Genomic DNA, 19,507 nt, shown 5'->3' with positions numbered 1-19,507 from the left:
GACCTCGCTCGTTCCGTCGGTATGACGACAGTCACTCTGCCCGACATCCGTCGGGCGGGCGCCGGTTTCGCGCTTCCGATGCGCTTCCGATCCCGACACGCGGGCGGGTGGGCCGGACAGGTGTTCAGATCGCGGTGCAGGGCACCGGCCACTGCCGGATGCGCGGGGGCAGGGCCACGGCCCAGCCCCCGCCCGTGAGCACCAGCCGCTCGGCCGTGAGCAGTCCCAGCGCCTCCCGCTCGGTCGCGTCCAGCTCCGCGACGGGCGTGGGCTCCAGCAGCCGGAGGAACGTGGCGTGCAGCGCGGGGTGGTCCAGGGTCAGGCGGACGGCGGTGCCCCGCTCCCTGCGGTCCAGGACGGTGACGAAGTCCGGGCCGCGCCGGTGGTAGAGGGTGCCGTGGGCATGACCGGTCCGCCAGGATGCCCACACGCCGGGTCCGCCGAGCGGTTCGGTGGGGGGCGGGAGGTGGTGCAGCAGGCGGGGGTCGTACGACGGTGTGCCGGTCGCCCGCCAGCTCACACCGAGGCCCAGGCCCTGGCACTCGCGCAGGAACCGCACCGCCTCCGCCGTCGCGCGGCCCGTGCCGCTCAGGTCCAGGGGCTCGGCGGCTTCGACCCGGCGCCCGGTGCGCCGGTGCGGAACGGTGCCGGTCAGCCCGCTCGGCCCGCTCGACCTGTCCTCCCCGGTCGGCCCGCTCATCCGGCCCCCTCGGGCAGCCGGACCGGCTCGCCCCAGGTCGGCAGGGAGACGTACGTGGCGCCGTCGCGGAACAGCAGGCCCAGCGAGAACGCGTGGTCGACCCATGCCTCCAGGGCCCGCGCCGGCACCGCGTGGCCGTCGGTGGTCAGCAGGCGGTGCAGCGCGGGAACGGTCCGGCCGTCCTCCAGCCGGCGCAGGGTCGCGGCCCGCCAGCCGGTGAAGCGGTGGGTGGCGGGCGGGCGGCCGTACCGGCGGTCGTGCACCAGCAGCCCCGCGCCGTCCTCCTCGAACAGCAGCCGGGAGTCCGCGTGCCCGGACCGCCAGGCGGCCACCGCCTCCGTCAGCCGCCGCTCCACCGGGCCGCCGATGCCCGCGGGCTCGGTGTCGAACAGGTAGACCAGATCGGTGAGTTCGTCCTCGGGCAGGTCGTAGACGTGCTGGTACATCGCGGCCGGGCGGCGCTCGCCGAAGCCGAGGCCGGGGTCGGTGAAGTGCGGGCTGAACCGTTCCAGCTGGATGCGGTGGGCGCCGCTCGGCGGCTGGAGGTGGACCAGCGCGGGCAACTGGTCGATGACGGGCGCGTAGTCGTCCGCGGTCTCGCCGGGGAAGCCGTACAGCAGGTTCCAGGAGCAGGTCAGGGCGTGGTTCTCGCACTCGCGCAGGGTGCGGACGTTACGGGCGCCGGTGACGCCCTTGTCCATGAGGTCCAGGACGCGGCTGCCCAGGCTCTCGATGCCGGGCTGGATGTGCACGGTTCCGGAGGCACCGAGGAGTGCGAGCTGGTCGGGGGTGAGGTTGGACTTGACCTCGTAGTGCAGCCGCAGGTCCCAGCCGCTCTCGCTCACGCGGGGCAGGAAGTCGCGGAAGTAGGCCATGTCGATGATGTTGTCGACGGTGACCACGTCGAGGAGGCGGTGGCGGCGCACCAGCCGGTCGACCTCCGTCCACAGTCGCTTCCCCGGCTTGGCGCGGAAGGCCATGGCCGTGCCGTTCAGCCCGCAGAAGGTGCAGTGGTGCTTCTCGCCCCACCAGCAGCCCCGGGCTCCCTCGACGACGAGCTTCGGATGGATGTGCTCCTGGACCGGGGAGGCGTCCAGGGCGGCCTGCCACTGGTCGTAGTCGGGCGAGGGTATGTCGGCCGGGGCCACGGTCCGCCGGGTTTCCGTGTTGGCCCGGGACACCGTGCCGTCCCACCAGCACAGGCCGGGGACGTCCGCCGGGGCGGTCCGGGCGTCCAGGTGGCGCAAGAGCGCGGGGAGGGCGTACTCGGCCTCGCCGCGGACCACGTGGTCGACGAAGGGGTGGTTGCGGTGCAGGGCGTGCCCCATCGGGCCGTCGCAGTTGCTGCCGCCGAGGACGACCGTCACCTCGGGGCGCCTGCGCTTGAGTTCGCGGGCGAGGGCGAGGGACGGCACGTTCTGCATGAAGGTGGTGGTGAACCCGACCACGTCCGGTCCGGCCGCCAGGATCTCGGTGGCGCAGGCGTCGACGAAGCCGGCCGCGTACGGGCGCATCGCGAGGGCCGTGTCGAGGGGGACGTCCCGCTCGGCCGCGTACTCCTTCAGCCGGGCCTCGCCCCAGCCGGGGTCGTCGTACAGGACGCCGGAGAAGACCCAGTCGCCGAGGCCGTGGAAGATGGCGTCGCTGCCGACCGCGACGTAGTCGCCCGGGCGGAGCCGGCCGCCGGAGCGCTCCAGCAGGAACTCCGCCCAGCGCAGCGAGCCGTGGAACTCGCTCACCTCGTCGCCGGGGCGCGCCCGCCGCACGATCTCCTGGAGCAGGCCCAGTTGCAGCGAGGGCAGGTCGAGCGGGTGCCACGGCATCGTGACCAGGTGGACGCGCATGCTCAGCGGGTCGGCCGCTTCTCCAGGATCGCCGGCCGGCGGGTGGTGCTCCCCTGGTCCTCGCGGACCACGGTCTTCTTGATCTCCACGCTCGCCACTCCCCTCATGGCACGCGAACGCCCTTGCGCCGCACGGCTGTCCACCATATGGACAGGTGTGTGCGCGACACAAGGGCGTAGTGCGACCGGCGCGTCGAGAAGGCGTGTGCCGGTGCCGCGAGGAGGGTGTGCCCGGCGGTGCCTACAGCCGCGGGTCCACCGGCTCCGACTCCAGTGCCAGCACGCCGAACACCGCCTCGTGCACCCGCCACAGCGGCTCCCCGTCGGCGAGCCGGTCCAGGGCCTCCAGGCCGAGGGCGTACTCGCGCAGCGCCAGGGACCGCTTGTGGTTCAGGAACCGCCGCCGCAGCCGGGCCAGGTTGTCCGGCCGGGTGTACTCGGGACCGTAGATGATCCGCAGGTACTCGCGGCCCCGGCACTTGATGCCGGGCTGCACCAGCCGCCCCTCGGAGGTGCGGACCAGCGCGTCGACCGGCTTGACGACCATGCCCTCGCCGCCCCGGCCGGTCATCTCCAGCCACCAGTCGACGCCCGCGCGGACCGACTCCGGGTCGCCGGTGTCGACGTACAGCCGCCGGGTGGTCTGGAGCAGTCCGGTGCCGTCGTGTTCCACCAGCCGGTCGATCAGGGCCAGTTGTCCGTCGTGCGGGAGCGCGGCGAGGCTGCGGCCCTGGACGGCCAGGAGCTGGAAGGGGGCCAGCCGGACCCCGTCCAGTCCCTCGGTGGTCCAGCAGTAGCGGCGGTAGGCGGCGGTGAACGCCTGGGCGTCGGCGGCGCGTTCGCGCTGCCGGGTGAGCAGGCCGCCCACGTCGGCACCGCGCGCCGCCGCGGCCTCCAGGGCGGCGAGCGCGCCCGGGAACACCGCGCCGGACGCGGCACCGACGGCCGCGTACTGGCCGCGCAGCAGCCCCGTGGCCTTCAGCGACCACGGCATCAGCTCGGCGTCCAGCAGCAGCCAGTCCGTGTCGAGTTCGTCCCAGAGGCCGGCGTCCCCGACCGCCGAGCGCAGCCGGCCGAGGATCTCCTCTGTCACCTCCGCGTCGTCGAAGAACGGCCGCCCGGTACGGGTGTAGAGCGAACCGGTGGGGCCCCGCACACCGAACCGCTTCCGTGCCGTCTCCGCGTCCCGGCAGACCAGGGCCACCGCCCGGGAGCCCATGTGCTTCTCCTCGCACACCACCCGTGCGACGCCGTCCCGCGCGTACTGCGCGAACGCCTCCTCGGGGTGCTCCAGGAAGTGTCCCTCAGCGGCACCGCCGCGGGCCTCGACCTGCGAGGTGGCCGTCGGCGCCATGGTCGGCGGCAGGTACGGCAGCAGGCGCGGGTCGGTCGCGAAGCGGCTCATGACCTCAAGGGCCGCCGCCGCGTTCTCCTCGCGGACGGCCACCCTGCCCGCGTGCCGGGTCTCCACGGCCCGGCGGCCGTGCACGTCCGCCAGGTCCAGCGGCCGGCCGTCGTGCCCGCCGGGCGCCTCGGTGCGCAGCGGCTTCGCCGGCTCGTACCAGACCCGCTCGGCCGGTACGTCGACCAGCTCGCGCTCCGGCCAGCGCAGCGCGGTCAGCTTGCCCCCGAAGACGGCACCGGTGTCCAGGCAGATGGTGTTGTTGAGCCAGGTGGCCTCGGGCACGGGCGTGTGGCCGTAGACCACCGCGGCCCGGCCCCGGTAGTCCTCCGCCCACGGGTAGCGCACCGGCAGCCCGAACTCGTCGGTCTCGCCGGTGGTCTCCCCGTACAGGGCGTGCGAGCGGACCCGGCCGGAGGTGCGGCCGTGGTACTTCTCCGGCAGGCCGGCGTGGCAGACCACGAGCCGGCCGCCGTCCAGGACGTAGTGGCTGACCAGTCCGTCAATGAACTCCCGCACCTCGGCCCGGAAATCCTCGCTCTCGCCCTCCATCTGCGCGATGGTCTCGGCGAGCCCGTGGGTGGGCTGGACCCTGCGGCCCTTGAGGTGGCGGCCGTACTTGTTCTCGTGGTTTCCGGGGACGCAGAGGGCGTTGCCCGACTTCACCATGGACATCACCCGGCGCAGCACGCCGGGGCTGTCCGGGCCGCGGTCGACCAGGTCGCCGACGAACACGGCGGTACGGCCCTGCGGGTGCACCCCGTCCACGTAGCCCAGCTCGGCGAGCAGCGCCTCCAGTTCGGCGGAGCAGCCGTGGATGTCGCCGACGATGTCGAACGGGCCGGTGAGGTGGGTCAGGTCGTTGTAGCGCTTCTCGGTGACGACGGTGGCGTTCTCCACCTCCCGTACCCCGCGCAGGACGTGCACCTTGCGGAAGCCCTCGCGCTCCAGGTGGCGCAGCGAGCGGCGCAGTTCGCGGATGTGCCGCTGGATCACCCGGCGGGGCATGTCGGCGCGGTCGGTGCGGGCCGCGTTGCGCTCGGCGCACACCTCCTCCGGCACGTCCAGCACGATGGCGATGGGCAGTACGTCGTACCGCTTGGCCAGGTCGATCAGCTGACGCCGGCCGTCCTGCTGCACGCTGGTGGCGTCGACGACGGTGCGGCGGCCGGCGGCCAGCCGCTTGCCGGCGATGTAGTGCAGGACGTCGAAGGCGTCCCGGCTGGCGCTCTGGTCGTTCTCGTCGTCGGCGACCAGACCGCGGCAGAAGTCGGAGGAGATCACCTCGGTGGGCTTGAAGTGCCGCCGGGCGAAGGTGGACTTGCCGGAGCCGGAGGCGCCGACGAGGACGACGAGGGACAGGTCGGTGACGGGGAGTTCCCGTCCCGGCTCGCGGGTTCCGTTCATGCGGCCTTCGCCTCCTTCTCGGTGTCGTCGCGGTGGAACAGGGCCATCTGGGTGGGTGGGCCGACCTCGGGGTCGTCCGGGCCGACGGGGACGAACCCGACGTCGTAGCCGTGGCGTCCGGCCACGGTCGCCGCCCAGGCGCGGAACTCCTCGCGGGTCCACTCGAAGCGGTGGTCGCCGTGCCGGGCGTGTCCGGCGGGCAGGCTCTCCCAGCGGACGTTGTACTCGACGTTCGGGGTGGTCACGACGACCGTGCGCGGGCGCGCGTGCCCGAACACGGCGTACTCCAGGGCGGGCAGCCGGGGCAGGTCGAGGTGTTCGATCACTTCGCTGAGCACGGCGGCGTCGTACCCCTTGAGCCGGTTGTCGGTGTAGGCGAGGGAGCCCTGGACGAGCCTGACGCGGGCCGCCTGCCGCTCCCCCATCCGGTCGAGCCGGAGCCGCCGCTCCGCGATGGCCAGGGCCCGTACGGACACGTCGACGCCGACGATCTCGGTGAACCGGGTGTCCTTCAGCAGCGCCCGCACCAACTGGCCCTGCCCGCAGCCCAGGTCGAGGACGCGTGCGGCACCGGACGCGTGCAGCGCGGCGAGGATCGCTGCCCGGCGCTGCTCGGCGAGCGGGGTCGGCTTCTCCTCCGCCTCGGTCTCCTCCGCGACGGCGTTGTCGATGTCCTCGACCTCGCTGTCGTCGGCCTCGGCCAGCCGCACCAGCTCCAGCCGCTCGCGCGCCTGGCGGGTCAGCGACCAGCGCCGGGACAGATAGCGGCTGGTGATCAGCTGCTGCTCCGGATGGCCGGCCAGCCAGCCCTCACCGGCGCGCAGCAGCTTGTCGACCTCGTCGGCGGAGACCCAGTAGTGCTTGGCGTCGTCCAGCACCGGCAGCAGGACGTACAGGTGGCGCAGCGCCTCGGCGAGGGTCAGCCGGTCCGACTCCAGCACGAGCCGGACGTACCGCGAGTCGCCCCATTCCGGGAACGCGGTGTCGAGCGGGACGGGGTCGGCGGTGACCGTCCAGCCGAGCGGTGCGAAGAGCCGTCGTACGAGGCCGGCCCCGCCGCGGGCGGGCAGCGCCGGGACCTCGACGCGCAGCGGCAGCGGGGCCGCCGCCCGCTCCGGGCGGGCGTTGCACACCCCGCGCAGGGCGCTGGAGAAGACGGTGCTCAGCGCGACCGCGAGGAGCGAGGAGGCCGCGTAGGGACGGTCGTTGACGTACTGCGCGAGGGCCGCGTCGGGGGCGCCGCCGCGGCCCTTGCCCCTGCCCCGGCGGACCAGCGCGAGCGTGTCGGTCTCCAGCAGCAGGGCGGCCGTGCAGCGTTCGGCGTCCGCCTCGGGGTAGAAGACGTGCGCCGTGCCGTACGACGTGGAGAACGCCTGCGCCTTGTCGGGGTGCTTGTGCAGCAGGTACCCCAGGTCGGTGGCCGGGTTCCCGGCCGTGCCGGTGGTGGAGATCGTCACGAACATGCTGTCGAGTCTCCCTGGCCGGTACCCCGCCGACCACAGGTTTTCCGCGCGGCTGCGGCCGGCCGGACCCCTGCGACGGTGGCCTGCGGGGCCCCGGCCCGGCCGCGCGGCCGGGCCTGCCCGCTCAGGACTCGTCGTCGACGATCTTCCGCGCTTTCGCCATGGCCCGCTGGTCGTCGGCGCGTCGTGCGTCCAGCGCCTTCTTGTTCTTGCTGATGGCGGTCTTCTGCGCGCGGCTCTCGACGGCGTGCACGGCCTGGATGAAGCCGGTGTCGAGCTTGCACCGGGCGTCCGCGGCGGCGGTCTTCTTCTCCTTCCGCGACGGCTCGTCACCGCGGAACCAGTCGGAGTCGGTGGACGCCTGGTCCGGGTCGGAGTAGCGGAAGCCCTTGTCCTTCATGCAGCCCGACCACGCGCGCTCGGCCTTCTTCCACGCGGGGTCCTTCCGCGCTTGCTTGTGCGCCTGGTACCAGTACTGCACGGGGAGCGAGTAGTAGCCGCTGAGCCGCACGCCGCCGATCTTCGTCGGCTTGGGCTCGGGGCCGTAGATCTTCCGGACCGCCTCGCCCATGCACCCCTTGGCGGGAATGGGGTGGCCGTGCGCCTGGTGGCTGTCGCCGGACTCGAACGTGCCGGTGAGGGCCGCGTACTGGTCGGCGGGCCACTCCATGGGCTGGTCGTCGGACTCGTCCCGCGCCGCGTTGTGGTAGCCGTGCTCGGCCGCCAGGTCGGGGTCGTCCACGCCGTACGGGCTGTCGTCCCCGACCTTGCTGCCGCCCGCGAGGGTGCCCTGCCGCACCGGGTAGGTCGACTCGACGGTCCTGATGTCGAGCGCCTTGAAACCGGTGAACCCGAGCCGGACCATGCACCGCTTGGCGAGGATCCACTGTGCCGTGCCGACGGCCTTGCCGTCGCGGGTCGTCGCGTCCGGTATGTAGGCGTTCAGCGGGAACGCCTTCATGGTGTTGAGGCGGCGGGCCTCGTCGCCGGGGTCGTCGTCACCGGCGAACTGGCACGCCGACACGGCGAGCAGGCCGGTGAGAGCAAGGGGGAGGATTCTACGCACGCGGTCATATGACCAGGCAAGGATCATGTGCGCTGTGATGGAAGCCACAGTTCCGGCACACGGTGTTCACAGGAGACCCATGTGATCTCCGTTACGGCCGCCCCGGCCCCGCGTCTGATGGAGTGAGCCCTCGTCAACTGACCACTGACAGAAGGGGGAACCATGACCAACGGCCAGGGAACCCGGGTACGCGGCAGAGCCGCCGTCGCCGTGGCGGCCGGTGCCGTCCTCGGTGCGGGCGTCCTCGCGACCGCTCCCGCCCAGGCGGCCACGGCACCGGCCGCGGCCTCCGCCCAGCGCTCCGCCGCCGCGGCGCCGCAGGTGTCGGCGCAGGGCGCGTACGCCATGAACCCGGCGACCGGCAAGCAGCTCTTCGGCAAGGCGCCGGACGGACGGCTGCGGACCGGCTCCACGACGAAGATCATGACGGCGCTCGTGGTGCTGTCGCAGCGGAACGTGGACCTCGGGAAGAAGGTGAAGATCAAGAGGGAGTACACCGACTACGTCATCGACCCGGTGACGCACGTTCAGCGCTATTCGAGCGCCAATCTGATCCTCGGCGACTCGATGAAGACCAGCGACCTGCTGTACGGCCTGCTGCTGCCGTCGGGCTGCGACGCCGCCTACGCGCTCGCGGACACCTACGGCACGGGCTCGACCACGGCCCAGCGGACCAAGTCGTTCATCGGCAAGATGAACGCCAAGGCGCGCGAACTCGGCCTGAAGAACACCCACTTCGACTCCTTCGACGGGGTGTCCAACGGGAAGAACTACTCCTCGCCGCGCGATCTGGCCAAGCTGGCCGGGGTCGCGCTGAAGAACAAGACGTTCAAGAAGGTCGTCGGCACGAAGGTCTACGACGACATGCGGTCGTACCGGCCCGGCGGCGGAACGCACGCCATGAAGCCGTGGAACAACTCCAACAAGCTCCTCACCTCCTACCGGGGCGCGTTCGGCGTGAAGACCGGCTCCGGTCCGGAGGCGAAGTTCTGCCTGGTGTTCGCGGCCACCCGTGGTTCGAGGACGGTCGTGGGCACGATTCTCGCGGACACGTCGGCGGACCAGCGTTTCAAGGACGCGGCGAAGATCCTGGACTACGGCTTCACCCAGCGCGGCTGAGCCGGCCCGGGGGGACCCACGGGTCCCCCCGGCACCCCGGCCGGGTCAGGTCCGACCGGGCCGCACGGGCAACCCTTCCGGCGCGAGAGCCCTCTCACCGGGCGGACAGACCGGGCAGGGACCGTGAAGGGGGACGCACCGTGCTCGTGACCGGCCGGAGGGGCGGACGGCGGGCGTGGGCGCCGGCCGCGCTGGGACTGCTCGCGCTGCTGACGGTGTCCTGCGACACCGGCGCACGGCGGCCGGCGTCCGCCGCGCACCCGACCGCGCCGGCCCGGGTCGCTGCCTATGACGCCGGCCGGCGGACCGGTAAGGAGATCCACGACTCCGGCGGCAAGAGCGCGGCGATCCGCGAAGTTGTCTGGGGCGGCTGTGTGCGCCGCTCGCTCACGGCCCGGCCACGGGAGGTCGTGGACCGGGACCGCGGTGCCTGGGTGCTCGGCTGCCGCCACGGGGTCCTTGGCGCACCGAACCGGCGTCCCGCCCGCCCCCTGACCCGTCGCGAGACGGCTCCCGGCCTCCTGACCGACTTCCGCTCCTGGGCCGCGCGGCACGGCGCGCAGGACTCCGCGTCGAGGGCGACCCGGGTCGTCCTGGTCCACCTCGGCGACCGCGACTACGACGTCGAACTCACCAGTGCCTACGACGCCGGCGACCGCGCGGCGGGCGCGGCGGACCTGGCCGACGCGTTCGCCGAGTGGTGGGACGGCGACGACGGGGAGACCGGCGTCGCCTGGAACCTGCTCCTCCTCACACCGGACGGCGAGCGCCTTCTGACCCGGGATCTGTGACCGGCCCACCCGGCTCCGGCCGACGCTCGGACATCGCTCCGGCGAGGATGCCGAGGGTCACGGCGGCGAGGCCGAGACCGACGACACCGGTGTTGACCCAGAAGTAGCCGGGGCTGCTGGGCCGGGTGCTGCCGTCGGCCAGGACACAGTCGAAGCGGAGCGGCACCCAGGAGGCCCGCTGGCCGACGAGCACACCGGGCGGGAAGTCGTCGCGGCACTCGTGGGCCGGTGTGGAGTCCGCGCCGGAGGAGGACTCGTGCACGGAGAGCGCGACCGATCCCGCGCCCAGGAAATAGAGGACCACCGCGGCCCAGCCCGCCATCCACGCCGACCAGCGCACGAGGTCCAGCCGCCAGTCCGGGCGCCTGCCGGGCATCGCCACGGACAGGAGCTTGACGATGACGGCGATCACCCAGGCGGGGATCGCGAGAACGGCCGGGAAGAGCAGGAAGCCGAAGAGGATGCCGAGCACGGAGTCGTCGTCCATCGGCTGATCCCAGCAGGACCGCACCCCCCGGACCGTGACGGAAGCCACAGTTCCGGTCACAGCCTCGTCACAGGGGGTGGGGGGCTGGGGACGAGGGGCTAGGGGGCGGGGTGTTGGACCCGGGTGGGGCCTTGGGAGGGGTGGCGGTGTTGGGCGGGGCCTGGGAGGGGGTGGGCTATGGGGCGGGCTCTGAAAGGAGGCGGGGCGCGGCTATTGGGCGGGCCTCGGGAGTGGTGGCTCGCGGGCTGGGCCCCGGACGCATGGGACGGGTGCCCGGGAGGAGGGACCGATGGGCGGGGCCCGCCGGCCTGGCACCCCGGTCGGGTGGGCCGCTGGACCGAACCCAGGGCGGGTGAACCGCTGGCCAAGCCCCGGAACTGGGGGCCGACGGGCTGGGCCCGCGAGCCGAGCACCCCCGCCGGGAGCCGACCGATGGCCGGGACCCTGGCACCGGGCCGGTGGACCGCTGGACCGAACCCAGGGCGGGTGGACCGCTGGACCGAACCCGTGGGGCGCGGCGTTGGTCACCGCGCTGGGGACAGGACCGGCGGGCTGGGCGTCGGGAGCGCGCGGCCGGGGCTCCGGAGGCGGCCCCAGGGCGAGGTCCCGGGGCTCGTGGGGCTGGGCCCCGGGACCAGGGGTGAGGCGTCGGGTGGTTACGACAGCTGGGACTGGACCTGGCTGGAGATCAGCTCCAGGTGGTCCAGATCGCCGAGGTCCAGCACCTGGAGGTAGATCCGCTGGGAACCGATCTCGGCGTACCGGCCGATCTTGTCGACGACCTCCGCCGGGGAACCGGCCAGCCCGTTGGCCTTCAGCTCGTCCACCTCACGGCCGATCGCGGCGGCGCGCCGGGCCACCTCCTGGTCGTCCTTGCCGACGCAGACGACGAGCGCGTTGGAGTACGTCAGGTCGTCCGCGTCGCGGCCCGCCTCCACCGCGGCGGCCCGCACCCGGCCGAACTGCCGCTCACTGTCCTCGATCGAGGCGAACGGGATGTTGAACTCGTCGGCGTACCGGGCGGCGAGCCGCGGGGTCCGGGTCGCGCCATGGCCGCCGATCAGCACCGGGACCTTCTTCTGGGCGGGCTTGGGCAGCGCCGGCGAGTCGGTGAGGTCGTAGAACGCGCCGTGGAAGTCGAAGGTCTTGCCGGCCTCGGTCGCCCACAGCCCGGTGACGATCGCGAGCTGCTCCTCCAGCCGCGCGAACTTCTCCTTCGGGAAGGGGATGCCGTACGCCTTGTGCTCCTCCTCGAACCAGCCCGCGCCGAGGCCGAGTTCGACCCGGCCGCCGGACATCTGGTCGACCTGGGCGACCTGGATGGCGAGCACGCCGGGCAGGCGGAAGGTGCCGGCGGTCATCAGCGTGCCGAGACGGATGCGCTTGGTCTCGCGGGCGAGCCCGGCCAGGGTGATCCAGGCGTCCGTCGGGCCGGGAAGGCCGTCCACGCTGCCCATGCGGAGGTAGTGGTCGGAACGGAAGAAGGCGTCGAAGCCCAGGTCCTCGGTGGCCTTGGCCACGGCGAGCAGGGTGTCGTAGGTGGCCCCCTGCTGGGGCTCGGTGAAGATTCGAAGGTCCATACACCTATCCTGCACGGCGCCGCCCGCGTCAACCGCGCCGGTACCGTCCGGCACGGCTGTCCCCGGTCGGGTGAAATTCCTCCGCCCCACGCGCGGGGCCCGCTCCGGGCCAGTGACCGGCCCCGGTGATGATCGTTGGGCCGTCGGAGCCGGACCGTCCGGCGCCCGCGCCGGCCCCGGCGGGCCGGGGGCCGAGGAGGCTGTCATGTCCGAAGAGTCCGTTCCCCAGCAGGGAGGCCCCGCCGGCCGGCCGAAGGGGTTGCTGGAGCAGATGGAGGAGCTGATGGCGGCACTGAACGCGGACCTGTCGGCCCTGGCGGACCTCCAGGCCGGGGGGCCGGCGCCGGGCACGGCCGACGAGACGGAATGAGGCGGACGGCCGAGGCAGTGCGCGGGGTGGCGCCTCAGCGCGCCGACCGCCACGAGCACTGACCCCCGCACACGGCCGGGGCCGACCAGCGGTCAGGACCGACCCGAGCCGGATACTCCCGCCCTGAGCCGAGCCCGGCCAACGGCGCCCCGCCGCCCCGCCGCCCCGCCGCACCCCGCACCCCGCACCCCGCACCGAACAGCCGTCAACGCGCACCACGCCACCCGCCGCTCGCGCACGGCCGTAACCCACACGCGGGCCGCACCACACGCATCCACCCGCATCCACCGCCCCTGCCGTGCCGCCCCGCAGGGGAACCCCGCTCACACGCCCGACGGGCTGTCCTGGATGTCGCCTGGCACTACCTCCTCCCGGGCCGCCAGCTTGCGCAGCATCTCCAGGACGCGGTCGCGGGACTCGTCGGCGGCGTCGATCGCCTCCATGCACTGCCAGTACGTCGTCTCGTCGGCCGCGGCGCTGGCCATGCCGACCAGGGCTATGCCGACCTCGCCGAGCAGCCCGCCGAGGCAGAGCAGCGTCTCGCGGGCGTCGTCCAGCTTCGTGAGCTGGGCGGCGCGCAGGTCGCCGGGGTCGAGTTCGGGCGGGTCCAGGACTCCGCAGCCCCGGCCCGCCAGCTCCGTCAGTCCCAGTGCCTCGCCGCGCAGTTCCGGCGGGCCGGAGACCGCGAGGCGGCTCCCGATCGCCTGGGCGAGGGCCTGCGCCTGCCAGACCTCCGCCATCATCTCCGCCGCGTCGGCGCCACCCGCCAGCGCCCGCCTGCTCGTGAGAATGAGCCGTACCGCATCCATACGGTGCCCCCGTCCCTCCGCCGCGTCACCTCGCACGGCTGCCCGAACTCCCTTGTTCACTACCCAGCGTGAGGGACCCTGGGGCGAAAAGCCAGAGGAAGACCGAAATCTGTGGACAACAATTCGGATTCGGCCGAGGATTTGACTCCGGAGAGTAATAACGGAGTTCAGTGCTCCGATTGTTGGTCCCGGCCCCGGTCCCGGTCCTCCGCGCCGGGCAGCGGGAACCGGCGTTCGTTGCGGTCGATCTTCGCGGCCAGCGCGGCGAGCGGATCGACGCCGAGGACCTCGCAGAGCTGGAGCAGATAGGCCAGCACGTCGGCGACCTCGTCCGTCACGCGGTGGGCGGTCCCGGGGTCGTCCATCACCCGGGCGGACTCCTCGGGCGTCAGCCACTGGAAGATCTCGACCAGTTCGGAGGCCTCCACCGAGAGGGCGGCGACGAGATTCTTGGGCGTGTGGTAGGGCTGCCAGTTCCGCGCGGCGGCGAACTCGGCGAGTCTGCGCTGGAGTCGGGCCAGGCCGGGATCGGGGTGTTCGGTCACGGGTTCAGGTGTACTACCGTGACACCGGGGGTCCTGGCGGCCCACGAGGCGTCGCTCACCGCGGCCACACAGCGGATGTGCCCCCGCTCGCCCATCCGCGCGGCCGTCCGCAGCAACTCCCGGCGCTGGCACGGGTCCAGGCCGCGGTCGAGGCCGTCGGCGAGGACGGTGAGGGTCCGCAGCGCGTCGGGCACCTCGCCGGGGGTGTCCACGTCGAGCACGCCCGGCCCGGTCAGCAGCACCAGGGTGAGCGCGAGGTAGCGCAGTTCGCCGTCGCCCAGCCGGGCGAGTTCGCTGCGGAAGCCGTCGCCGCGGTCGAGCAGCGCCCGTACCGTGCCGTCGGCCAGCGGCTCGGCGACCAGGTCGGTCACCCGCCCGGCGCAGCCCGCGCGCACCGTCTCGACCAGCAGGCCGTGCCGCCGGCCGCACTCCGCGCGCGTGCGCCACAGCACGTCGGCGAGGTTGTCGCAGCCGCGCAGCAGCCGGCCCGAGCCGGTGGGGACGGGGGCGCGCATGTGCTCGGGGCGCGGATCGCAGGGGAAGACGGAGCGCAGGGCGACGACCATCTGCTCGGCCGCCGCGAGCACATGGCGCTGGCCGTCCGTCTTGCCGGCCACGCGCAGCGGCAGCAGGGCGGTGCCCAGGAGGTCGTCGGGGAGCGGGGCGCGGGTGACCGGGGCGGAGCCGGCGGTGTGCCAGGCGGCCTGGACGGTCCGGCGTCCGGGGTCGCGCAGGGCGGTCTCCAGCAGGACGACTCCGCGCGCGGTCAGCCGCTCCCCCACGATCCGCAGGTACGGTTCGGCCTGGACGGCGAGGTCGAGCCGGACCGGGCCCTCGGCCCCGTCGGCCGTACAGCCGATCCGGAATCCCCGCCGCCCCTCGGCGTCGGGGCGGGCCCGCTCCGGCACGCAGGCGACCGGGTCCGGGAACGCCTCACCGAGCGGGGCGCCGCCGCCGAGCCGTGCCAGCGCCTCGTACGCGGCGAGCGCGGTGGTCTTGCCGGCCCCGCTGGGCCCCGCGAACACGGTGACCGCGCCGAGTGGGAACCCGGCCCGCCGGTGCCCGGCGAAGGCCGACAGCCGCAGTTCGGTGATCCGGGAGCGGATGTCGAGGGGCGGACGGTCGAGGGGCGGGCGGGAGTGCGCGGGGACGGTGGCGGCGGACGCGTCGGCCGCCGGCGGCTCAGCGGACACGGAGGGCACGGCCATATGCGGACCGTACGGCTCCGCCCGTACGCCGAACCGTTTCACTGCCGGGACGTTCCTACGATCGGGGGACCTGACGGCAGCCGGCATCCCGCGCAGACCAGGAATGTCGCGGAAGATGTCGGTCTTGTGGTCGTTGTCGGTGCTCACCGTTACTCTGCCGGGGTGTACGAGGAGTTCGAGAGGGGCGATCCCGCGGCGCGCAGGCGTGCGGCGATCGCCGCGGAGAAGGACCGGCTGGCCCGCGACCGTGAGCGGCGCGAATCCCGCGACCGCACGGCGGTCAGCGGCTTCCTGCGCCGGAAGTGGGCCTGGCTGGGCGTGACCGGGGATGCCGTCACCGCCGTGCACGGCCTGCTGGACGAACTCTCGGCCGTACCGGGTCTGCCCGAGGAACCGCGCGCCGTACTGCGGGCCGCGGCCACCGGCGCGCCGGACCGCGAGGCACTCCTCCCGGCGGTGCGCAGGGCGCTGGAACACGCGGCTCCCGAAGAGGTGCTGGCGCACATACGGGCGCTGTGGGAAGCGGACGTTCCCTGGCTGACCGACGCGGGAGCGGAGCGCTGCCGGGTGATCTGCTCCAGCGCACCGAGCCTGCTGCTCGTCAGCGGCCGGGCGCGCGCCGTCTCCGGCGGTCCGGCCTTCTCGCTCTTCGCCGCTGCCGCCACCCGCGGCGCCGTCCCCGTGCCCACGCGCCATCTGCCCGCCATCCTGCCCTGGGCGCCGCTGCCCGTCCTGGACGACCTGGTGGACCACGGCGGTCTGCTGCCCGAGGACAGGCCGTGGGCGGACCGGGACCCGGACGAGGCGCTCTACCTGCGCGCGCGCCTCGTGCCGGACAAGGTCGCTGCGCAGGACGCGGCCACCCTGGAGTGGACCGACCACCTGCGGCGCGAGGCGTTCCTGGGCGGTGCGCGCCTGGAGCGGCTGGACCCCGCGGATCTGTGGGACCTGTTGTACGACGTCGTCGCCGACGGGGACATCACGCGGATCGACGAGCTCGACGCCCTGCTGCCCCGCACCCAGCAGATCCAGCTCCGGGACCTCAGGTCCGGGGCGATCAACGGGGAATGGCCGCGCGAGACGGTCGCCGACACGGGGCTGTGGCTGCTGATGGCCAACCTGTGGCAGCCGCAGGAGAGCGTCAGTCCGCAACTGAGCCCGTTCCACGCGCTGGTGGCACTGAACCGGGCGTACGACCTGCTGAAGGCGGGCCGGCTGGAGGAGGCCGGGCAGCAGGCGGCACGGTTCGAGAAGGGCGGCACCGGCCGGAAGGCCGGTACCGGACTGCGCCAGGAGGCGCTCGCCATCAGGGCGTACGTCGCCGCGGTGGAGGGCGACCTCGCGGAGGCCGAGGCGCTCGCGGAGGCCGCCGCCGGACTGGGTGAGCAGGCGGAGGCCGATCTGGCGCTGGTGCGCCGCTGGCGGGCCACGCCGAGGAACAGCCGCGACCGGGTCACCAACCCCTTCATCGAACTCGGCCTGGACCATGGCTCGTTCCGGTGGGAGAAGCACTGCCGGGAGCTGTTCCGCGAGGCTGAGGGCGACCACACCGAGCAGGCCCGGATCAACGACGCGGAGGAACGCATCCGCGCCGCGCAGGGCACCGACGCCGGCCTGTCGGTGTTCTTCCGCATCCCGCTGGAGCCCGACCGCTATCTGATGCCGGACTCGGTTCCCGTCACGCTCGTACCGCCGCTGGCGGCACTGCCCCGGCGCACGCCCGTGGTGAGCGGCGCGGAGCTGGAGCGGATCCGGGCGCGCGCGGCCGTTGAACTCCTCGACGACCTGCGCAGCACGCCCCCACGTCTCGACCGCCACGACCGACGGGCCTGATCAGCGCCCGGCCGTTCTCCACACCCTCTCTGCGAGGTAATCGTCCGCAATGTCCCCCAGTAAGAACCCCTCTCGTTCGACCGGTTCCCGAGGCCGGTCAGCCGACCAGAAGGCCGCGCCGAGGAAGGCCGCCGCCAGGAAGAGGGTCGACAAGGCCGACCGCCCCGGGCGCATCTGCCCGGCGTGCGGCGGTGTGCAGCCCGGGGCGGAGGGGCGCGCCAAGAGCCCCAAGTCCACCGGTCTGCGCATACGCCAGGCCGGCCGCGCGGCCACCGCCCGGCCGGCGCCGGCCGCGGCCACCGAACGACCGGACTCCGCCGCGGCACCCGTCGAGCCCACCGCACCGCCCGCGCCCGCCGAGGCCCCGGCACCCGCGCCCGCCGAGGCCCCGGCGCCGGCGCCCGCCCGGGTGCCGGTGGACGCGCCCACGCTGATCAAGGGCATCGTCGAACGCGTCCCCGCCGCGCTCGCGGAGGCCGCGGCAGGCGACGCGCCTCCGTCGAGCGCGCTCACCGCGGCCGTGCGCAAGGCGGTCCTGGACGAGTTCCGCACCCGCGCGGCCTTCACCGGCCGCGTGGCCGAGATGGACGCCCTGCTGTGGACACAGCCGGACCACGGCGGCCCGGCCGTCCGCGCCTCGATGGCGGACCATCTGAAGGCCCTCGGAATCCGGCGGCTGGACACACCGGACCAGGCGGAAGCGTTCGTCGTGACGGAAGGGACGGGCGAGGCCTTCGAACTGCTGCGCCCCGCCTATGTCGACGAACTGACGGACAAGGTCATCCTGGCCGGTCAGCTCCGGCGGATCGCGCCGGACGTCGCACAGCACACCACGGGAGAAGACGCATGACGGCCACCGGTATCGACTTCGGCACCACGAACTCGGTGGCCGCGCAGTGGACCGGTGGCGAGTTCGCCGAGGTGCTGGAGATCGGCGGCCACGGACTGGACGCCACCTGGCGCCGTCCGGGCTTCGAGCGCCTGTACCCGTCCGTGGTCGGCACCAGTTCGCTGCGCGCCGGCACCCTGTTCGGCTGGGAGGCCAAGCTGCGTTCCGAGCGCGCCGTGGAGGCGTGCAAGCGGATGCTGCGCGAGGAACCGCTCGTCACCATCGGGGGCGAACGGTTTGCCGCCACCACCGCCGCGGCGGCGGTGTTCCGGTCGATGGTCGTCGCCGCACAGGACGAGGCGGCCACGGACATCGACGAGGCGGTCATCACCGTACCGGCCAACGCCACCGGCGCGGCCCGCTTCCGTACCCGGGAGGCGGCCCGTGCGGCGGACATCAGGGTGCGCGCCCTGCTGAACGAGCCGACCGCCGCGGCCATCGCCTACGCCCACTACCTGGAGGAGGAGGGCGAGTTCCTGGTCTTCGACTGGGGCGGCGGCACCATGGACGCCACCCTCCTGCTGCACGACGACGGCTTCTTCGACGAGAAGGCCAGCCGTGGTGTCAACCGGCTCGGCGGTCTGGAGATCGACGAACGGCTGCGCCGCATGGTCCTGGAGCGGTCCCCCGCGCGGCGGGCGTGGACGGAGTCGGAGAAGCGGCAGTTCCGGCTCGACATCGAACGCAGCAAGATCCTGCTGTCCCAGCAGGAGTCGGTCAGCGTGCTGACCCCGGACGGCGCGTCGGTGGAGATCGGCCAGGACGAGTTCTCGTACGAGATCCAGGACCTGATCACCCGGGCGCTGGAGCCCGTCGAGGAGTGCCTCGCCCAGGCACAGCTCGACCCGGAGGACCTGACCGCCGTGCTGATGATCGGCGGCAGCAGCCAGATCCCGGCGGTACGCGCCGCGGTCGCCGAGGCGCTCGACCGCGATCCGGTGTCCGTCGAGGCGTTCGACCCGATGACGGCGGTGGCCGAGGGCGCGGCCATCTGCGCCGCCGCCATGGCCGGGGAGCTGAGCAGCATCATCCGGGTCGTCAACACGCACGCGCTCGGCACGGTCACGACCGGAGGCGACGGCAACAGGCGGTTCAGCACCCTGATCCCGCGCAATCTGCGGCTGCCCCAGCAGCGCGTGAAGTCGTACGAGCCCAACAAGGACCACGTCACCAAGCTGACGGTCGAGGTCTGGGAAGGGGCGCCGGACCGGCCGGTCGAGCACCCGGACAACGTCAAGCTGACGGAGCTCCAGCTGACGTACCCGGAGCCCTGCCGTGACCGGAGCGAGGGCGTCTTCGACCTGGAGTTCACCTACAGCAAGGAGGGGCTGCTGTCGGTGAAGGCGACCCTCCAGCGGACCGGCGAGGTCGTGCTCAACGGTGAGGTCAAGGTGTTCGGCGACGGCGCGGTGGAGCCGGAGGTGACCAAGGAGCTCGAACGGCTGCTGGCCCTGTCCCCGGCTTCGCGGCCGGTGCCGAAGCCCACGCATCCGCAGACCCCGGCGGGCAGGCCGCGGCAGCCCGGCGAGTCCACCGAGCCGCTGGTCGTGGACGGCTCCAACCTCGCGTGGAACGGCAGGCCGCCGCGTACGCAGGGTGGCCGACCGAGCTTCGCGGCGCTCCAGGCGGCGGTGACCGCGCTCCGGTTCAAGCATCCGCAGCGCGACATCCACGTGGTCGTGGACGCCTCCCTGCGGCACCAGGTCAGCGCGGAGGAACGGCCGCTGGTGGAGCAGGCGGTCGCGGAGCACCACGTGGTCCAGCCGCCGGCCGGCACGGAGGGCCGGGGTGACGCGTTGGTCATCAGCATCGCCGAGGAGGTGGGCGGCATCATCGTCTCCAACGACAACTTCGCCCCGTTCCAGAAGGACAGCCCCTGGCTGCTGAGCAAGGGACGCGTCATGGGCGCGACGCAGTCGCACGGCGTGTGGGTGTTCACCGCCCGCACCCCGAACCCCGCGGCGGGCGCCGTACGGCACTGAGAACGCGCGTCCC

At 73.4% G+C, this 19,507-nt stretch carries 16 protein-coding genes; 6 read left to right on the top strand and 10 right to left on the bottom strand.

What is annotated here, in order from left to right:
• Positions 1 to 124: 124 nt before the first annotated feature.
• From IE294_RS00945 to IE294_RS00925, 5 genes are all read right to left on the bottom strand, one after another.
• On the bottom strand, positions 125 to 700 hold the full coding sequence (locus tag IE294_RS00945) for a DUF5825 family protein (RefSeq protein WP_189881282.1): 576 nt from the start codon (positions 698 to 700) through the stop codon (positions 125 to 127).
• Positions 697 to 2,544: a RiPP maturation radical SAM C-methyltransferase gene (locus IE294_RS00940; RefSeq protein WP_189881281.1), complete on the bottom strand. Its 1,848-nt coding sequence runs from the start codon at positions 2,542 to 2,544 to the stop codon at positions 697 to 699. Before IE294_RS00940 ends, IE294_RS00945 begins: the two co-directional genes overlap by 4 nt.
• Positions 2,545 to 2,784: 240 nt before the next feature.
• Positions 2,785 to 5,352 carry a polynucleotide kinase-phosphatase gene (locus tag IE294_RS00935; RefSeq protein ID WP_189881280.1) on the bottom strand — a complete coding sequence of 856 codons (2,568 nt, stop codon included), beginning with the start codon at positions 5,350 to 5,352 and terminating at the stop codon, positions 2,785 to 2,787.
• Positions 5,349 to 6,815, bottom strand: coding sequence for a 3' terminal RNA ribose 2'-O-methyltransferase Hen1 (locus tag IE294_RS00930; RefSeq protein WP_189881279.1), 1,467 nt, complete (start codon positions 6,813 to 6,815; stop codon positions 5,349 to 5,351). The genes IE294_RS00935 and IE294_RS00930 overlap by 4 nt, the downstream gene beginning before the upstream one ends.
• Positions 6,816 to 6,939: 124 nt before the next feature.
• Entirely contained in the window at positions 6,940 to 7,881 is a 942-nt protein-coding gene (locus IE294_RS00925) for a hypothetical protein (RefSeq protein WP_189881278.1), read from the bottom strand.
• A gap of 162 nt (positions 7,882 to 8,043) precedes the next feature.
• Here IE294_RS00925 and IE294_RS00920 point away from each other — a divergent pair, with 162 nt between their 5' ends.
• Both IE294_RS00920 and IE294_RS00915 read left to right on the top strand, forming a co-directional pair.
• Complete coding sequence (locus IE294_RS00920) at positions 8,044 to 9,000, top strand: D-alanyl-D-alanine carboxypeptidase family protein (protein WP_189881277.1); 957 nt, start codon at positions 8,044 to 8,046, stop codon at positions 8,998 to 9,000.
• 140 nt (positions 9,001 to 9,140) lie between these two features.
• Positions 9,141 to 9,791 carry a hypothetical protein gene (locus tag IE294_RS00915; RefSeq protein WP_189881276.1) on the top strand — a complete coding sequence of 217 codons (651 nt, stop codon included), beginning with the start codon at positions 9,141 to 9,143 and terminating at the stop codon, positions 9,789 to 9,791.
• Here the strand turns inward: IE294_RS00915 and IE294_RS00910 are convergent.
• Positions 9,751 to 10,278, bottom strand: coding sequence for a hypothetical protein (locus tag IE294_RS00910; protein ID WP_189881275.1), 528 nt, complete (start codon positions 10,276 to 10,278; stop codon positions 9,751 to 9,753). The genes IE294_RS00915 and IE294_RS00910 overlap by 41 nt on opposite strands.
• Positions 10,279 to 10,934: 656 nt before the next feature.
• On the bottom strand, positions 10,935 to 11,858 hold the full coding sequence (locus tag IE294_RS00905) for an LLM class F420-dependent oxidoreductase (protein WP_189881274.1): 924 nt from the start codon (positions 11,856 to 11,858) through the stop codon (positions 10,935 to 10,937).
• Positions 11,859 to 12,063: 205 nt separating this feature from the next.
• Between IE294_RS00905 and IE294_RS00900 the strand changes: the two genes are divergently transcribed.
• Entirely contained in the window at positions 12,064 to 12,228 is a 165-nt protein-coding gene (locus IE294_RS00900; protein ID WP_189881273.1) for a hypothetical protein, read from the top strand.
• A 323-nt stretch (positions 12,229 to 12,551) separates the two neighbouring features.
• Here IE294_RS00900 and IE294_RS00895 read toward each other — a convergent pair whose 3' ends face one another.
• The 3 genes from IE294_RS00895 to IE294_RS00885 form a co-directional block, all read right to left on the bottom strand.
• Entirely contained in the window at positions 12,552 to 13,037 is a 486-nt protein-coding gene (locus tag IE294_RS00895; protein WP_189881272.1) for a DUF6099 family protein, read from the bottom strand.
• Between the two features lie 167 nt (positions 13,038 to 13,204).
• Positions 13,205 to 13,582, bottom strand: coding sequence for a nucleotide pyrophosphohydrolase (locus IE294_RS00890; protein WP_189881271.1), 378 nt, complete (start codon positions 13,580 to 13,582; stop codon positions 13,205 to 13,207).
• Positions 13,579 to 14,790, bottom strand: a complete 1,212-nt coding sequence (locus IE294_RS00885) for an AAA family ATPase (protein WP_189881270.1) — start codon at positions 14,788 to 14,790, stop codon at positions 13,579 to 13,581. The genes IE294_RS00890 and IE294_RS00885 overlap by 4 nt, the downstream gene beginning before the upstream one ends.
• 162 nt (positions 14,791 to 14,952) lie before the next feature.
• Here IE294_RS00885 and IE294_RS00880 point away from each other — a divergent pair, with 162 nt between their 5' ends.
• From IE294_RS00880 to IE294_RS00870, 3 genes are read left to right on the top strand one after another with little or no spacing between them, the layout of a single operon-like run.
• On the top strand, positions 14,953 to 16,623 hold the full coding sequence (locus IE294_RS00880; RefSeq protein ID WP_189881269.1) for a hypothetical protein: 1,671 nt from the start codon (positions 14,953 to 14,955) through the stop codon (positions 16,621 to 16,623).
• Between the two features lie 49 nt (positions 16,624 to 16,672).
• Positions 16,673 to 17,473: a hypothetical protein gene (locus IE294_RS00875; RefSeq protein WP_189881268.1), complete on the top strand. Its 801-nt coding sequence runs from the start codon at positions 16,673 to 16,675 to the stop codon at positions 17,471 to 17,473.
• Complete coding sequence (locus IE294_RS00870) at positions 17,470 to 19,494, top strand: Hsp70 family protein (protein ID WP_189881267.1); 2,025 nt, start codon at positions 17,470 to 17,472, stop codon at positions 19,492 to 19,494. The genes IE294_RS00875 and IE294_RS00870 overlap by 4 nt, the downstream gene beginning before the upstream one ends.
• Positions 19,495 to 19,507: the final 13 nt, after the last annotated feature.

The organism is Streptomyces canarius, from assembly GCF_014650735.1.
In the GTDB taxonomy this organism is placed as follows: domain Bacteria; phylum Actinomycetota; class Actinomycetes; order Streptomycetales; family Streptomycetaceae; genus Streptomyces; species Streptomyces olivaceoviridis.
Note: the sequence above shows the minus strand (reverse complement) of the source record. Positions and strands in the feature narration are given on the sequence as shown.

Bases quoted from the DNA above. Each gene is read 5' to 3' on its own strand.
- IE294_RS00945 (WP_189881282.1), bottom strand. From the start codon at position 700: ATGAGCGGGCCGACCGGGGAGGACAGGTCGAGCGGGCCGAGCGGGCTG.
- IE294_RS00895 (WP_189881272.1), bottom strand. From the start codon at position 13,037: ATGGATGCGGTACGGCTCATTCTCACGAGCAGGCGGGCGCTGGCGGGT.
- IE294_RS00935 (WP_189881280.1), bottom strand. From the start codon at position 5,352: ATGAACGGAACCCGCGAGCCGGGACGGGAACTCCCCGTCACCGACCTG.
- IE294_RS00920 (WP_189881277.1), top strand. From the start codon at position 8,044: ATGACCAACGGCCAGGGAACCCGGGTACGCGGCAGAGCCGCCGTCGCC.
- IE294_RS00885 (WP_189881270.1), bottom strand. From the start codon at position 14,790: ATGGCCGTGCCCTCCGTGTCCGCTGAGCCGCCGGCGGCCGACGCGTCC.
- IE294_RS00870 (WP_189881267.1), top strand. From the start codon at position 17,470: ATGACGGCCACCGGTATCGACTTCGGCACCACGAACTCGGTGGCCGCG.
- IE294_RS00910 (WP_189881275.1), bottom strand. From the start codon at position 10,278: ATGGACGACGACTCCGTGCTCGGCATCCTCTTCGGCTTCCTGCTCTTC.
- IE294_RS00930 (WP_189881279.1), bottom strand. From the start codon at position 6,815: ATGTTCGTGACGATCTCCACCACCGGCACGGCCGGGAACCCGGCCACC.
- IE294_RS00905 (WP_189881274.1), bottom strand. From the start codon at position 11,858: ATGGACCTTCGAATCTTCACCGAGCCCCAGCAGGGGGCCACCTACGAC.
- IE294_RS00900 (WP_189881273.1), top strand. From the start codon at position 12,064: ATGTCCGAAGAGTCCGTTCCCCAGCAGGGAGGCCCCGCCGGCCGGCCG.
- IE294_RS00940 (WP_189881281.1), bottom strand. From the start codon at position 2,544: ATGCGCGTCCACCTGGTCACGATGCCGTGGCACCCGCTCGACCTGCCC.
- IE294_RS00875 (WP_189881268.1), top strand. From the start codon at position 16,673: ATGTCCCCCAGTAAGAACCCCTCTCGTTCGACCGGTTCCCGAGGCCGG.